Raw genomic sequence first — 14,859 nt, 5'->3', positions numbered from 1 at the left:
CCCCTCCATTACTTATGACCGAGCATAATGCGTACACGGTTGGCAGCTTGGGAGCCTATGCGATCCTTCAATAACTTCTCTAAACGCTGCCTTACCTCTTCGACGGTCAGGGGACTGCCGTTGCCCGCCATCTCCGTTAAATCGTCCATGGTAATTTCTATCCGCTCAATACCCTGTAAAAGTTCCTTAATGGCTTGAACCAGTTTAATATCAATAGGCAGTGTTAATTCCTTTTGCACCTGCAGCGCGTTGACTAACTCTTGCTGCTCCGGTTTCAATAAAGTGATATTTTCCTTTACTTCCGGGTCGTTGAAGTAATCCAGCAGCATCCCGGTCCAATCGTCCAGAAGTCCTTGCAGCTTGTCCGCCAGGCCGTTCAGGTTTTTCACCGCGCCGGGCTGCTCGTCTTTGGGACGGAACTTGCAATGCGGGCAGATGGAATGATATTCCAGGTCTTTTCTAGTCAAGCTCCAGCAGGTTTTCAGGGAATTAACCCGGTTTAACAACCGGCTTAACTGGTTTTCCGGCAGTAAATCAATTGTAGCCAGTTGTTTTAAAGCGGATACCCCCGGATCATTCAGCAAAATATTTTTTTGATTCTCCTCAGTGGCATTCAGCCTGGCTCTGTTGTGCATGACCAAATAAAATTCCTGGTACTGTTCCTTCAATACCCGGATTTGCTTCAGTTCCGCCTCGCAGGATTTCCCCCCTTTCAGGGCATGAAGCAAGTCGCCAAGGGCTACTTCCACATCCTCCTGCCACTGGTGGTCCAGGGGTAAATGCTGCTGGGCGGCAACTAGATAGTTGGCCTGACTGGAGATTTGTGTCACCCGCTGCTGCAACTCTGCCAACTGTTTAACTAAGTTAAGCGCTTCTCGCTTTTCGGTCACTTGTTCTACGGTAAACTTAAAGTTGTGTAATTTGGCAGGAGTGTTGTAAACCAGCACTGCCTCAAGGAAGGCTTTTAGATCTTCCAGCTTCTCTTTATACTGCCGCTGTTCGGCGGCGGATAAAATAACGCCGTCCCAGCAGGGAATGCCTGTGCGAACCACCTGCAAAATGTTTACAGTATTGATTAACCGGTTGTTGGCATACTTATGCAACTCTTCAATACCCTTCGCCAGGGCATTTTGTTGCAACAGCGCGTCGGAAATACCAAACAGGTCAAAGAGTGCCTGTAAAGCGGGCACCGGCAGCCCGCTGGGCTTTTTAATATGGCTGAAATCCTTAAGTTCCCTTAAGGGCAGCTTGATTAACTGCTCCATCTTCATGGCATCATAGGTGATCCCTGATACTGTCACCACAATATCGCCGCTGTAGACCAGCGCTGCCAGCAACACCACCAGCAGTTCCGGTTCCAATTTAAAGGCGGTGGTTAACTTTATATCCTCTGTTCCCTGACAACTGTAGACCGTTTCTATGAACTCCGACTGGTTTACTACCTGACCATGCGCCTTTTCCGCCAGTTTATCTAAAATCCATCTGGCATAGCCGGACCGGCGGGGAGCCAACTTTTCATTTTCCAGCAGCACCAGTCCGTCCAGAATGGCCGTCCCGCTCTTGGTTTTAGCTCCGGCAATACTTTTTAAAGCATCCTGCACATACCCGGGCAGATTTTCCCTGGTTAAAGGCATATTCAACTTGCTGAAATGGGGGTAATCCGGGTATTTTTCTTCAAAGCAGGATGACAAGCAGGCGGCGGCCACAGCATCAATAATTTCCCTTACACTGGCTTGGGGCGGCATAGTTTTAACCCAGTCAACCACCTTTTTGGTGATGCCTTTATAAGTGACTTCAAAAGCACTCAAAAGGTTTTCCCGCAGCCACTTGGTCAGCAGCTTTAAATTATCCCCGGCGCGCCCTTCATATAAATGCTTGGTTCCTGAAGCGGCGACGGCGCTCAATTCCTTGGCGCCGGCATAGAGGGAAAGAGCCCGCAGGAACATCTCGTCTTTGTGCTTTAACTTAAAGAATACTTCGTCTGCCCGCTCCTCGTCTTTAAACTTCGGCGGATCAAAAGGCTGCAGCATATAGATATAAAAATCCCGGGGCGGCTGGGCGGTGGAACGCTCATTGGGCGCGCCGAAGAACAGGTATCCCTGGCGTGTTACCTTACATTCCCACCAGGGCAGTTCATGCTGCCAGATGCGGTAGTTGGTAACGTAGGTATTTTTGGCGCTGTCGGTCACCAGGGCAAGCGCTTCAAAATAGTAGCGATCCAATTGCTCTGTTGTTAGCCCCCCGGCCTTTTGCTCAATCAAATCGTCAATGGCCTCTACTTTGCCTAAATCCAAATAATACTGGCCATTGGCTTCATTAAAGGAAATAAACTGCCAGCTTACGGTTTTTAAAATCTCTTTTAACACTGTTTCAATGGTGGTGCGCAAAAATGTTGAATCTTCCTCCGGCAACGCCACATAAAGAAAGAGGTTATCCCGCAGTTCTTCTGAGGTAACACCCAGCCTGGCGTTAATATCCCCGGTGGTTAACCGGTGCACGGACAGTGCCCGGACAATGCGCAAAGCCATTGGTTTATAAACCGGACGGGTAAAGGCATTTTGAATGCGGTCCTGTAATATTTTGGATTTGCTCATAACTTCTCTGATATCGGGGTTGCTTTTCAGTGAGGGATCATTTTCAATATATGGCCAGTAGCTGTCATAGGATATTAAACCAGGTTGATCACCGGGAACTTCCCGGTTCAGGAGTTTTTTCATTTCATAACTGATGGTTTTAAGAATTACACGTTTTTCCGCCACCATAACCTTTTCAAAGGTAGACAAATAAGCCGGGTGGATGGGAAATAGAGAAACATATTCTTCCAGGCGCTCATTCAATTTTTCATAAAGGGCGGAAAACTTTTGCAGGTGCTCACGAATAAGAGCCTTTTGGCGATCATCTTTCTTTAACAGTCGTTGGGATACCACATAGGCGATATCTTCCCGTATGATTTGCACTTGCTCGAAACGTTCCCGGACCCGGCGCAACTGCCCGGCTACAAATTGAAATTTGGGGTTGTCAAATAACATTTCCTGTATACCGGCAATGAAGCGGAAGCGTGTGGTGCGGCAGATTTCGCCCACCTCGCGCAAAAAGCCTAAATCCAGGATAATCTCCTGCTCTTTGCGTGCCCGTAAATAATCCAACAGTTCGTCCACCACCAGCAGTAAACCATGGCCGGGATATACTTCATGGAAGGCCGCCATCATTCCAATAAAGGCGTCTTTATTGTTACGCACCTGATTGGCCGGGGGGAATTGATAATCCACACCGATTTCAGCCAGGTGGTCCTCGATGTAGCCGCAAAGGATATCCCGCAAGGACATGATGGAAGCGCCAATCTCGGTACGGATCACCTGAAATTTGCCTTCGATTTCCTTTGCTTTGGACGCTACCCGTTTATCGGTTATACGTTCACTGACTCCCTCTTGCTCGGCAATGGTGGCTATAACACTCATCAGGTGAGATTTTCCGGTTCCGTAGTTGCCGACTACCAAAAGCCCCTTATTATCAGCATGGTGGTCGTATTGAAGCTGTTCGATAATGATTTCATCGATGGACTCCGCCATACGTTCTGAAATGACATAAGTATCTAATAACTGGAAGGCATATTCCTTTGAGTTTGATTCCCGCAACTGTACTACTGATTCAATAGGTTCAAAATGAATAAGATCACTATACTTCATCCTTTTCATCCCTCCGCTCAGTCAATGGCAAAAACGCTCGCTTCCAGTTCGTTATACGCGCGATATTCCGGGTGTTCCGGCTCGGCATAGGTTAATCTGCCATTTGCATAATGACCGTTCCAGGAAACAAGAATAATTTTGTTGCGGCTGATATTTTCCAATATCCTCATAGGGTCTTGTTGCAACAATGGATGGAACAGTAATTCGATATGTTCAAAGCATAAGATTTCCCCTGTACTCTCGCTTACTAACTTATCTACTAATTGGCTTACTTTCCGGCTGCGCCGGGCAACCGGCACCTCCAGCAATTCTTCGCTTAATTTTAAACTCAGGTTTATACGGGGAATAGCAAGTTCTCTGGTTATATCCTGGATAATTTTAGTACGATTAACGCCGCAAATTATCAACAGTTGGTGCCGGCGGTACCGGATTTGTTCCAACTCTTTTTTAATGGTATAGCCGGAATTATCTGACATGCTTAACACCTTTATTTATTTGGGAATGGCATTAATATTTCTCCAAAATTTATTCAACTTCAAGGTTAAAATATCCTTTTACTACCGGTAAATATCTTTTTTCCACATCATTAGACACAAAAACGCTCCGGGTAAACCGGAGCGTTTTCGTGTCTAATTAACGTTCTTTGGTCCTGATCTCTTCCAGCAGTTTCCCTTCAAACTCACCGAGCGGCATGGCCCCGAGATCGCCCTTGGCGCGGTGCCGCACGGCAACGCCGTCCCGCTCTATTTCTTTGTCCCCGGTAATCAGCATATAAGGTATCTTATGGGTTTGCGCTTCACGTATTTTATAATTTACTTTTTCATTACGCGTATCCAGTTCAACTCTGATGCCGGCTTCCTCCAACCTCTTGACGACATTGCGGGCATACTCAGCGTGCCGGTCGGTGATAGGAATCACACGCACCTGGACCGGCGCCAGCCAGGTTGGAAAAGCCCCGGCAAAGTGTTCTGTCAGAATGCCGATAAATCTTTCAATACTGCCGAAAACCACCCTATGGATCATCACGGGCTGGTGTTTTTGACCATCCTCACCCACGTAGCTCAAGTTAAATTTCTCCGGCATCTGAAAGTCCAGCTGGATAGTGCCGCACTGCCAGGTGCGGCCAAGCGAATCTTCCAGATGGAAATCGATCTTGGGGCCGTAAAACGCTCCGTCCCCTTCATTGACTTTATATTTCAATCCCCTGGCGTCAAGAGCGTCCCGCAGCACATCGGTGGCCATATCCCAGATTTCATCCGATCCCATCGCTTTTTCAGGTTTTGTGGACAGTTCCACAAAGTAGTTAAAACCAAATACTTTATAAAAATCGTTTACCAAGTCGATAACCCCGATAATTTCCTCTTTAATCTGCTCCGGGAGCATAAAAATATGGGCATCGTCTTGAGTAAAGCACCGCACCCGCATCAAACCATGCAGCACGCCGGAAAGCTCGTGACGGTGCACCAGGCCCAGCTCGGCAAGCCTGATCGGCAGTTCGCGGTAACTGTGCAGCTTGTTCTTGTAGATCAGGATACTGCCCGGACAGTTCATCGGCTTAACCGCGTAATCACCTTCATCTATCTTCGTGAAATACATATTCTCGCGGTAGTGATCCCAGTGTCCTGAATTCTCCCACAAAGACCTGTTTAGAATAATCGGTGTGCGTATTTCCTGGTAGCCCCTCTTTTGATGTTCTTCCCGCCAATATTTCTCCAGTTCGTTACGCAGAATCATTCCCTTAGGATGGAAAAAAGGAAAACCAGGCCCCTCATCCATGATGCTGAACAAATCCAGTTCGGCTCCGAGCTTGCGGTGATCGCGCCGTTTGGCCTCTTCAATCCGGAAAAGATATTCATCAAGCATGGATTTTTTCGGAAACGATGTGCCGTAAATACGCTGAAGCATTTTGTTTCTCTCATTGCCCCGCCAATACGCGCCTGCCACGTTCATTAATTTTACAGATTTAAGTCTCCCGGTGGAAGGAACATGAGGTCCCGCGCATAAATCGGTAAAATCACCCTGTTTATAGAATGAGAGTACAGTGTCAGCCGGCAGGTCCTCGATCAATTCAACTTTGTAGTTCTGCCCGTTTTCTTTAAAGAAATCCAGGGCTTGCGTCCGGGGGAGTTCAAAACGCTCAAACGGATAATCGGCCTTGATTATGGCTTCCATCTCTTTCTCTATTTTACCCAAATCATCCGGTGTAAACGTTTCACTGGTATCAAAGTCATAATAATAGCCATCGGCGATAGCCGGCCCGATTGCGAACTTTGTGCCGGGAAACAACTTTTGCACCGCTTGCGCCATAACATGCGCGGTACTGTGGCGGTAAGCCCGTTTCCCCGCCTCATCTTCAAAGGAAAGAAACTCCACGGAAGCATCAGCCATCATGGGATTCGCCAAATCCATCAACTCGCCGTTCACTCTGGCGATAAGAGCCTCTTTGGCCAAGCGGGGGCTAGTGCTCTTCGCTATTTCAAAAAGAGTTGTTCCCGCCGGGTATTCTCTCTCTGCTCCATCAGGTAAAACAATTTTAATATTATCGACAGCACTCATTATTAACACTTCCCCCTAAAACATATTATTGCAAAATGAAAAACCCGCCTCTGACAACTGTCAGGGACGGGATATTCCCGTTTCCACCCTGATTAAGGGTATATACTTTCTTTTACGACAGTTAACGGCTGCCTCCGGCGCGGCTTACTGGTGATTTCAGCCGGCGGTTCCAAGGTGGTTTTCAACCCATAGTACCCAAAAGTGCTTGCAGCCGATGACACTTTCTCTCTGATGGCCAAGACAGGTCTACTCTTCCTTTTCAACACCTGTTTCTAATATTGATATTATTACAGCAGTATTATATTGATTAGCTGGATATTTGTCAATAAATCTAATGAAGTAGAAATTTCTAACATTTAATTATTCAATGGAGTACATAGTTCACAACCCGGGCATTCACTGACTCTGCCGTCAAATACTTTTTTTATGGTTTCTATCGTTGCCGAATACCTGTCATTCTTTTTATGATGAAAAATAATTTTCTGGGGGGCAATTGTAACAAGAGCACTTACCAACATATCTTCATAATTTATTTCGCTATCCATCATGTCAACCAAAAAACCACCCAGATAATCGCTCCTGACAGGTTGCGTCTTATCGTCATACAGCTTAAAAGCTCCAACGTTATTTATCAGGACATGAACCATATAAGCGCGAGGCTCTTGAATCTCCACAAAATATTTTAGTAATTCAATAAACTCTCTATATTCCCTTTCCAGAAGAAAGTCATCTACAGCTTTATCCGTCGCATCTTTTAATTCATTAATATATTCTTTAAGTCTGAACCGGATAAAACCATCAATGATAATACTGTTGTTAAGTTTTAAATAATCCAATATCTTATTAAGAATCCTTCTCTTTCTGTTAAACCAGTAAACCGATTTACGCGGCTCATTTGATTTCCTGTTAATGTGTTGCAACGCATAATTATATATTATTTTCTTTTCTTCATCCCCATAATAATAATAATTTTCACAGATAATATTTTTTAACAAAAAAACTTCCCAATGAGACAGAATAATATCAGATATTAAATCCGCCACATATTTCTTTATGATAATTTGAGGATCATCTTCCAACTGACAGTATTCCGGGAAACCGTCTAAACAACAAGAAAAAAAGGTAAACTTGCCATCTGACCTTTCTTCCAGATTAATCTTAAACCCATTTCTTTCAAATATCATTAATCCCCTGCCCAGTTTATCCTTTAACAAATCAATATGCTGCGTGGAACCTATAGAAATAATCTGGGCCACCGGCTATCACCACCTCTTGCAATAGTGTATGCGTGATTAATAAATTTTATATTAAATACGCAAATCTTCCAGCCGCTTTACCCTTTCGCTGATAGGCGGGTGAGTGCTGAATAAACGGTTTATTGATGCACCCGAAAACGGATTAATAATAAAAAGGTGCGATGTCGCGGGATTTACCTGCATCGGAATTCTATGAGCCGCACTCTCCAGCTTGAGCAAGGCGTTTGCCAGGCCTCCGGATTTGCCTGCTATACGGGCGCCGGTTTGATCAGCCAGGTACTCCCTCGAGCGGGAAATCGCCATTTGAATAATCAGCGCCGCTATCGGCGCTATAACAGCCAATAAGATCGCTCCAATAAAGCTGCCGCCACCCTCGTCGTCATCGCGGCCCATACCAAAAATAGCTCCCCATTGAATTATGTTCGCTATCATGGTAATCGCGCCCGCAAAAGCGGCAGCTATAGCGCCAATAAGAATATCTTTATTTCTTATGTGTGAAAGTTCGTGCGCCAGGACACCTTCCAACTCATCCCGGTTCAAAATGCGGAAAAGTCCTTCGGTAACAGCCACAGCCGCATGGGACTGATTTCTTCCCGTGGCAAAAGCGTTAGGTTGCTGTGACGGGGTTATATAAAGCCTGGGCATGGGCATCCCCGCCTGCTTAGTCAATCTCCGCATTATATCGTATAATTCAGGCGCTTCAGCTTCGGATACAGGCTGCGAGCGGGTCATGGAAATAGCAACCTTGTCGCTGAAATAGTAACTGAAAAAATTCATACCCAAGGAAATTAAAAAAAACAACATCGCCCCGGATCTGCCGCCGACAGCTGCGCCAATCAACACTAGGATGATTGATAACGCGCCCATCAAAAGCCAAACCTTTAAGCTATTCACGTTATAAATGCCTCCCTAATTTAGAGTATTAACACATCTATTTTATTTTAGTCAGCAAATATTTACAACCATTTCCTTTTATAACATGCGGGTTAGAAAAAAAGAAGTGAAAAAGCACTCCACAAATAATTACATTTAAAGAAGAATTGACAATAAACCGAGTGGACTGTTTAACAGTAGAACATCTATCGCGTCAAAATTCAAAGTAACATCTTTAGATACTTTTAATGGAACCACCTCCAGAGTAACAGTCGCTTGCGCTCTTGTCCCCTGAATAGAAATATCACGGATATTAGACAGCTTGACATTGCCTTTTAACTTTTCAATTAATTTTTCTGCGATAGGACTGGCGGAACCAACATATTTCTTAACAACCTCAGTATTTCCGTCGTTTATCCCGTTAATCAGTTCAGTTACGGCGCTGCGCACATCTTGTTCAGTGAACGTTTTCTTCGGCGCCTCAGAATTTTGCATCAAGGTACAACCGGTAAGGACAATTGACAATACTAGAATAAGAATTAGTAAACGTCTCACAAAACTCACCTCTGTCTGGAAAAACTTAAAGAGTGTAATATAAAAAATCCCCCCTGGCCATAGGAAGGAAGATTAAGGACCATTTTGGTGGAGGGGGCTGGATTCGAACCAGCGAAGTCGTCGACGGCAGATTTACAGTCTGCTCCCTTTAGCCACTCGGGAACCCCTCCAGTTACCGCTAACTATGAAAGTTGGTGGGCGGGATAAGAATTGAACTTACGACCTTCTGCGTGTCAAGCAGACGTTCTCCCACTGAACTACCCGCCCATCAGTAATTATTTTGACAGATAGCTATAAAAATGTCAAGCTATTATGCGAACTCAAATGCCGTAGCGCAACTTGTCCCAAATCTGCCTGTGCCAGCCTTTTCTGAGGACATCGGCGCCTGCCAACAGATTCACGCGGCCCAGTTCCTGATTTTTATAAGTATAGACAACCTCGCCTAACTTCTGTCCCTTTTTTATTGGCGCGGCCAACGGCTCATTAATATGGAGCCGTTTTTCCAGTTTAGGAATCTCCTCCGGGTCCATGCGGACTTGCAGTTCTTTCTCAGCCACCGCTTCAACCGCCGGGCTGACACCGCCTTCGACGACCGGGTTTGCAACTGCTTGTCCTGAAGTTATTATCGATAATGGACGGATTACGTTGAAACCATAATCGAACATTCTGGCGCAATCCTGGTAGCGGTCGTCACTGTGCAGCGCGACAGCTATCAGTCGGCGTCCATCTCTGGTAGAAGAAGCAATCAGGCAGTTGCCGGCCATTGACGTGGTACCGGTTTTCACTCCATCCACTCCCTCATAACCACTGGTAAGCAAGCGGTTAGTATTACCAATTTTTTCCCCCCTGTCAGCCGGTTCTGTCCACCTCACTGTTGTTTCCCTGGTTTGAACCAACTCGTTAAACTTCGGGATGCCCAGAGCGTATCTCGTAAGAACCGCCAGGTCGTAAGCAGTTGTATAATGGTTCGGATCATGGTAGCCATTGGTATTGGCAAATCTTGTGCCTAACAGCCCCAATGCGCCCGCCTTCTTGTTCATCAGGGCAATAAAACGGTCATGACTGCCGCCCACATGCTCAGCTATGGCCACGGTAGAATCATTGGCGGAACAGACAAGCGCCGCTTTCAATAATTCTCCGAGAGTAATTTTTTCACCTTTGTTGAGTTCGATGGTAGATCCCTCTGAGACAGCGGCGGCCTTCCCCCCGACTGTGACAACATCGTTTAAGTCGCCATTTTCTAAAGCTATTACTGCCGTCATAATCTTCGTGAGGCTGGCCGGTTCGCGTCTTACCGTGTGATTTTTGGCGAAATAAATCTGTCCGGTCTCAACATCAATCAGCACGGCGGCATCCGCGGTGACCCTGGGTAATCCCGCATATGCCGCTCCAGGCGCAATAGATAATATAGTTACAACTAAAATAAAAAGAACTTTGCGATGAAAGCGCGCCAGCATATTTTAACCCCCTTTAATTTCCCGGCAACAAAAAACCGCCAGTGCGGCTTTAAAATTATTATCTCAAAAGTTGATAACGTTATTCAAACAAGATCCGAGAGCGAAAAAAAGCCCGTTAATAACGGGCTGGCGGATTGACTCAAAGTTTTTCATGGATTGTTCTTAGCCATTTTTAAAACAATGATCGGTGTTTGCTGGTCATCATTACCAAAAGGATTATCTTCCAGGTCTTTAATCAGACTATTCTGGTCAACTCCCTCCGAAGCGGCTAAAATATCAACTTTTCTAATGTCATTCACATCAGTGATGACTGCTTCCACGCCAGTGACATCCTTTATCTTTCTTACCACATCATGCGGGTTTTTGGGCCCGAGTATAATGTGCTTTTCAAAAGGCCACATGGTCCCGGCCACATCATCGATTTGCGCTAACTGACGGCCTGCAATCCGGTAAAAATCTCCCTTGCGGCGAATAATCCTACCAATAACCGCCGCAATGGCGCCAAGCATGATCCGGGTTTTGCCAACTTCCTGGATCGCCAACTGCATTGCCCGAGGTGTGGCAAGGCTCCCGTCTTTCCCCGGGAAAAGACACAAAAACTTTGCCAATAGACCCGGATTAATGGTATCCGGCAAAATAGCCCTGCCTTGCGTGATCGCCACCACGCTTTCAGCCATGGCAATAATATCGCCTTTTTCCGCGACCTCGCCGGTATATTTTTTCACCACATCAACCATGTCATCTTTTTCGGTAATTATATGTGTCCTGATTGGGATCCTGCCTAAAATCACTGTACCACCTCATTCTGCTGACCGGCGGCGGCAAAATAATTTTTTACCCCGATAAATATACCTTCCGCCGCTTTTTTATGGATGGTGGGACTACGTAAAAGACCTTCCTCAACCCAATTGGTTATCGTCACAACTTCCACTTCCACGCCGGGAACGCCGCCGGGAAAGACTAAATCCGGAGATTCTTTAACACCTCTGTCCTCAACTTTCAATTTTTTAACCAATTCTTTGTCTATCATGCCGGCAATAGTGCGGCTACGGTCACAGGACGGTTTGTAGCGCACCGAGGCGCCGCTAACCTTACTGTTCCTTGCGGAATAGGTGTGAATGCCAATAAACAGATCAGCCTTCTCCTTTAATGCCAACCCAAACCGTTTTTCAAACCTTATATTTTCATCGCCAGTCCTGGTCAGAAAAACTTGCGCTCCAACCTTGTTAAATATATCGGCTAATATTCTTGCGATTAATACAACAACATTTTTTTCCACAAGGTTAACCGGACCTTTCCCTCCCCAATCATCTCCCCCGTGCCCGGGATCAATCACAATCTTTTTATTCCTCATCAAATTTGTCAAGTAAGCACGGTTCAGGATAACCGCGGTGCTCGCCGGTATGCCCTCAGTTTCTATCACCTTATATTCGCATGGATGTTCGGCGACAATTCGCACCACCGCTTCACCGGCGCCGGTTTGCTCTAAAAATATCTCCCTGACCAGACCGTCGTTTACTTCAATTAACCCCTCCGGCATATTGACTGCGACACCGGCAGACTCCAGGATAAGATCATTTCCAACCCTGCTGACCACATGTTTAATTACTTCAGTGGCCTCTATCACAACCTTGGTTGACAGGCTGCCGTTTTCGCTTTCAATTACCCTTGACCAGATATTAGTAATCCTTGATAATTTCTGGGAAGACAATGGCCGACTCCCCCTGTAATTAATGTATCTATAAATATTCTATGTATTTTGCGATAATAGAATTCAATAAGAATTAATACTTACGCCAGTTTTCCTGCTGCCAACCCCAATTTTTTCGAAAGAAATTATTTTCATACTTTAAGACTAAGGCGCCGCAAGCCAACCCCAGCAAAGAACCAGCCAGTACATCAGATGGATAATGAACCCCTACATAAACTCTGGAAAAAGCCATTGCCACCGCAAGCAGGATAAAGAACCAGGTAAAACCGGGCAACTTGCGCATCAGTACAAGCCCGGCAGCAAAAGCATTAGCCGCGTGCTCTGACGGAAATGAAAAGGAGTGGACCGGCTTTACCAGCAGTTCCACGCCCGTTAATGTTTCAAAAGGACGAAGTCTCTGAAAGAGATGTTTAAAACATTCGCCCGTCAGATAGCTAGCCATGACCGCAACCAGCATCAGAAAAGCTGTTTTTCTAACCGCGGGCCTTCCGGTAGCAAATAAGATCAGGCTGATAATAATCCAGATCAGTCCGCCTACACCCGCGTTGCTGAGAAAGGGCATGAATTTATTTAAGACAGAGTTATGAAGGGTGTGATTTACCAGGTTAAAGCCTGCCAAATCCATATTATTAAAATAAGAAAAAATTTTATCGCACACTTCTATCACCGTTTTTTGCGCCAAAGGTAAACAACTACGGCAACAATACCAAGTACCACCACAACATCCAGGCGGTGGAACCAAAACTCAATCGTTTTCCAGTTTTGTCCAAGTTTTAGGCCGATATAAACAAGCAGCAGACTCCACGGGAGTGAACCTAAAAAAGAATATATCAAGAACCTATTGAAATTCATCTTGGCAATTCCAGCCGGCAGTGAGATAAAAGTTCTCACAATAGGCATCAGCCGGGTAAAAAAAACTGTCGCCTCACCGTATTGCTCAAACCATCTTTCAGCCACCGCCAGGTGTTTCATAGAGAAACCAAAATACCGCCCATACCTGGCCAGGAATGGCCTTCCCCCCAAGACGCCGAGATAATATGAAATTGCCGAGCCCACCATACCCCCGATTGTTCCCGCCAATACCGTCATGAAGTACTCCAGTCTGCCGGTAGACACGAGATAACCGCCAAACGGCAAAATCACTTCACTCGGCAAGGGGATGTTGGCGCTTTCGAAAGCCATGCCAATCGCAATTGCCCAATACCCCATGGCTGATATCACATTTGTAATGGCTGTAAAAACTTCTTCAATCAACCCAGTCAGGGATGCTCACCCCTATTTCCCCTTAATCTTTTCAAAGGCGGTCCTTTTGTAGAATAACGCTCGTCATAAGTCACAAGCTCCAATGACTGGCACAGCAACCGGTACTTTGACGAGATCGTCGAAGAAGCAACGCCATATTGTCCCGCCAAATCTTGTTGTTTTAATTCCTCCTCCTTTTCCAACCTGGTAAAAGCATATATTACCGCAGCTGCCCACACGGCCGTTTTCCGGATAGATGGCTGTTCTTTTGAGCAATAATCAAACCAAAGCTTCGCAGCCGCTCTTTGCTGCTCAATATTATATCCACGCGCTGCCAGCCCTTCCTTGACGCTTACCGCCACAACGGCATAACCCGGTTCAGGCCAAGGAAAAGTTTCTGCAACGGCTTCCGCCGTTACGTCCGCTTGATAAGAAATTTCTTCAGCGCTATCCTCGATAAATTCCTTAAAACCGTTAATGAAGAGTTTCTTTCCTGCGGATAATGTCTTGGGCGAACCTGCGGTGATCACGATGGACCGGGGTGTTAGAACTATATTGCCCAATACCCGGCGCAGCCCCTTTATCGAACGGGATTCACCGAGCCAGGCGGCCAGCACGCCGCATACGCCTGTCCGGTCTCTTAATTCCTGAGTAATGACAAATTCATCTGAGCATTTAATATGCTTTATCAATTCCCGCCAGTCTTTCAAAGGCAACTTTATTTTATATTGCTCCCTCTTCATGCCGGCTGACTCGCTGTTAAACCAGGTATTATCAGTTCCTAATTCCATGACCCAGGCATTTATTTTATGGGATCGTTCTTTCAGGTAAGTTCCCCACCCCCTGACCCCTTTCATCTTATTATTATAATAATCCTCACGGTCCTGATAAAGCCGTCTTAACAACGGTTCTTTGCACCAATCCGGCAATGCCAGGCCGCTCGTGGAAAACTCGTACTCATCACCAACTTTGAGGACTCTCATCAACAAGATACTTCCCGATTTAATCTCAGCCGCTGCGTTGATATCATGAACCACTAGCTTCTTACGGCTTAAAAGATCTTTGATCACGAGCCCTTTACCAGGCAACACCATTTGGACCTCGTACAGGGAAATCCGTGAACGAGACCATTCCTTTACTAAAACGTTTTCATAATTACTCAAAGGGTGCGAGTATTCTTCCCGGAATGTTTCAATAATCGTCGACCCCCTGGAGATATAAAAATCAAAGATAAACCATTCAAAACAACGTTCCATTGTAAAATCATCGTCATGCAGCATCAATCTTTGATCCATGCAACCTAAATACATATCCTGGGCTCGGGCCGCGTCCCATGCAAAAGAAGGCTGATCGGCAAATTCGCCCAGTTTGCGGCGCAGTTCCTGGCCGGCCCGCCGCCATCGGACTTGGTCGAGCGAACAACAGGCCTTGCTTTCACCGCAGCATTTTTCATAAGGCTTTCCACTACCGCACGGACATGACTTTTTAGTTCTGGGCACTTATAACACCTCCCCCATTATAAG

12 protein-coding genes, 2 tRNA genes and 1 other annotated feature are annotated in these 14,859 nt (G+C 45.9%); all 14 genes read right to left on the bottom strand.

The window, feature by feature from the left end; all coding sequences use genetic code 11:
• Nucleotides 1–8 precede the first annotated feature (8 nt).
• A complete protein-coding gene (locus L7E55_RS09525; protein ID WP_277443925.1) occupies nt 9–3,686 on the bottom strand; it encodes a DUF6079 family protein in 3,678 nt (1,225 codons plus the stop codon).
• 17 nt (nt 3,687–3,703) lie between these two features.
• A complete protein-coding gene (gene brxF / locus L7E55_RS09520) occupies nt 3,704–4,162 on the bottom strand; it encodes a BREX-3 system P-loop-containing protein BrxF (protein ID WP_277443924.1) in 459 nt (152 codons plus the stop codon).
• A gap of 157 nt (nt 4,163–4,319) precedes the next feature.
• Nucleotides 4,320–6,242 (bottom strand): threonine--tRNA ligase, encoded by a 1,923-nt coding sequence (thrS, locus tag L7E55_RS09515; protein ID WP_277443923.1) that lies wholly within the window; start codon nt 6,240–6,242, stop codon nt 4,320–4,322.
• 59 nt (nt 6,243–6,301) lie between these two features.
• Nucleotides 6,302–6,514 (bottom strand) — a binding site (T-box leader).
• A gap of 84 nt (nt 6,515–6,598) precedes the next feature.
• Nucleotides 6,599–7,498 carry a putative sporulation protein YtxC gene (gene ytxC, locus L7E55_RS09510; protein WP_277443922.1) on the bottom strand — a complete coding sequence of 300 codons (900 nt, stop codon included), beginning with the start codon at nt 7,496–7,498 and terminating at the stop codon, nt 6,599–6,601.
• A 51-nt stretch (nt 7,499–7,549) separates the two neighbouring features.
• Nucleotides 7,550–8,392: a zinc metalloprotease HtpX gene (locus L7E55_RS09505; protein ID WP_277443921.1), complete on the bottom strand. Its 843-nt coding sequence runs from the start codon at nt 8,390–8,392 to the stop codon at nt 7,550–7,552.
• A gap of 135 nt (nt 8,393–8,527) precedes the next feature.
• Nucleotides 8,528–8,926: a hypothetical protein gene (locus L7E55_RS09500; RefSeq protein ID WP_277443920.1), complete on the bottom strand. Its 399-nt coding sequence runs from the start codon at nt 8,924–8,926 to the stop codon at nt 8,528–8,530.
• Nucleotides 8,927–9,011: 85 nt separating this feature from the next.
• Nucleotides 9,012–9,096: transfer RNA gene (locus L7E55_RS09495), tRNA-Tyr, on the bottom strand.
• 22 nt (nt 9,097–9,118) lie between these two features.
• Nucleotides 9,119–9,193: transfer RNA gene (locus tag L7E55_RS09490), tRNA-Val, on the bottom strand.
• 53 nt (nt 9,194–9,246) lie between these two features.
• On the bottom strand, nt 9,247–10,383 hold the full coding sequence (locus L7E55_RS09485) for a D-alanyl-D-alanine carboxypeptidase family protein (RefSeq protein ID WP_277443918.1): 1,137 nt from the start codon (nt 10,381–10,383) through the stop codon (nt 9,247–9,249).
• A gap of 149 nt (nt 10,384–10,532) precedes the next feature.
• Complete coding sequence (locus L7E55_RS09480; RefSeq protein ID WP_277443917.1) at nt 10,533–11,174, bottom strand: coenzyme F420-0:L-glutamate ligase; 642 nt, start codon at nt 11,172–11,174, stop codon at nt 10,533–10,535.
• Entirely contained in the window at nt 11,171–12,094 is a 924-nt protein-coding gene (locus L7E55_RS09475; protein WP_277443916.1) for an N-acetylmuramoyl-L-alanine amidase family protein, read from the bottom strand. The genes L7E55_RS09480 and L7E55_RS09475 overlap by 4 nt, the downstream gene beginning before the upstream one ends.
• A gap of 73 nt (nt 12,095–12,167) precedes the next feature.
• Complete coding sequence (locus tag L7E55_RS09470) at nt 12,168–12,752, bottom strand: phosphatase PAP2 family protein (protein WP_277443915.1); 585 nt, start codon at nt 12,750–12,752, stop codon at nt 12,168–12,170.
• A gap of 5 nt (nt 12,753–12,757) precedes the next feature.
• Entirely contained in the window at nt 12,758–13,303 is a 546-nt protein-coding gene (locus tag L7E55_RS09465) for a DedA family protein (protein ID WP_277443985.1), read from the bottom strand.
• Between the two features lie 50 nt (nt 13,304–13,353).
• Complete coding sequence (locus tag L7E55_RS09460; RefSeq protein ID WP_277443913.1) at nt 13,354–14,835, bottom strand: DUF7986 domain-containing protein; 1,482 nt, start codon at nt 14,833–14,835, stop codon at nt 13,354–13,356.
• Nucleotides 14,836–14,859 lie beyond the last annotated feature (24 nt).

It is taken from the genome of Pelotomaculum isophthalicicum JI (assembly GCF_029478095.1).
GTDB classification, from domain to species: domain Bacteria; phylum Bacillota; class Desulfotomaculia; order Desulfotomaculales; family Pelotomaculaceae; genus Pelotomaculum_D; species Pelotomaculum_D isophthalicicum.
The sequence above is the reverse complement of the archived record's forward strand: the minus strand, read 5'-3'. Positions and strand labels throughout refer to the sequence as shown.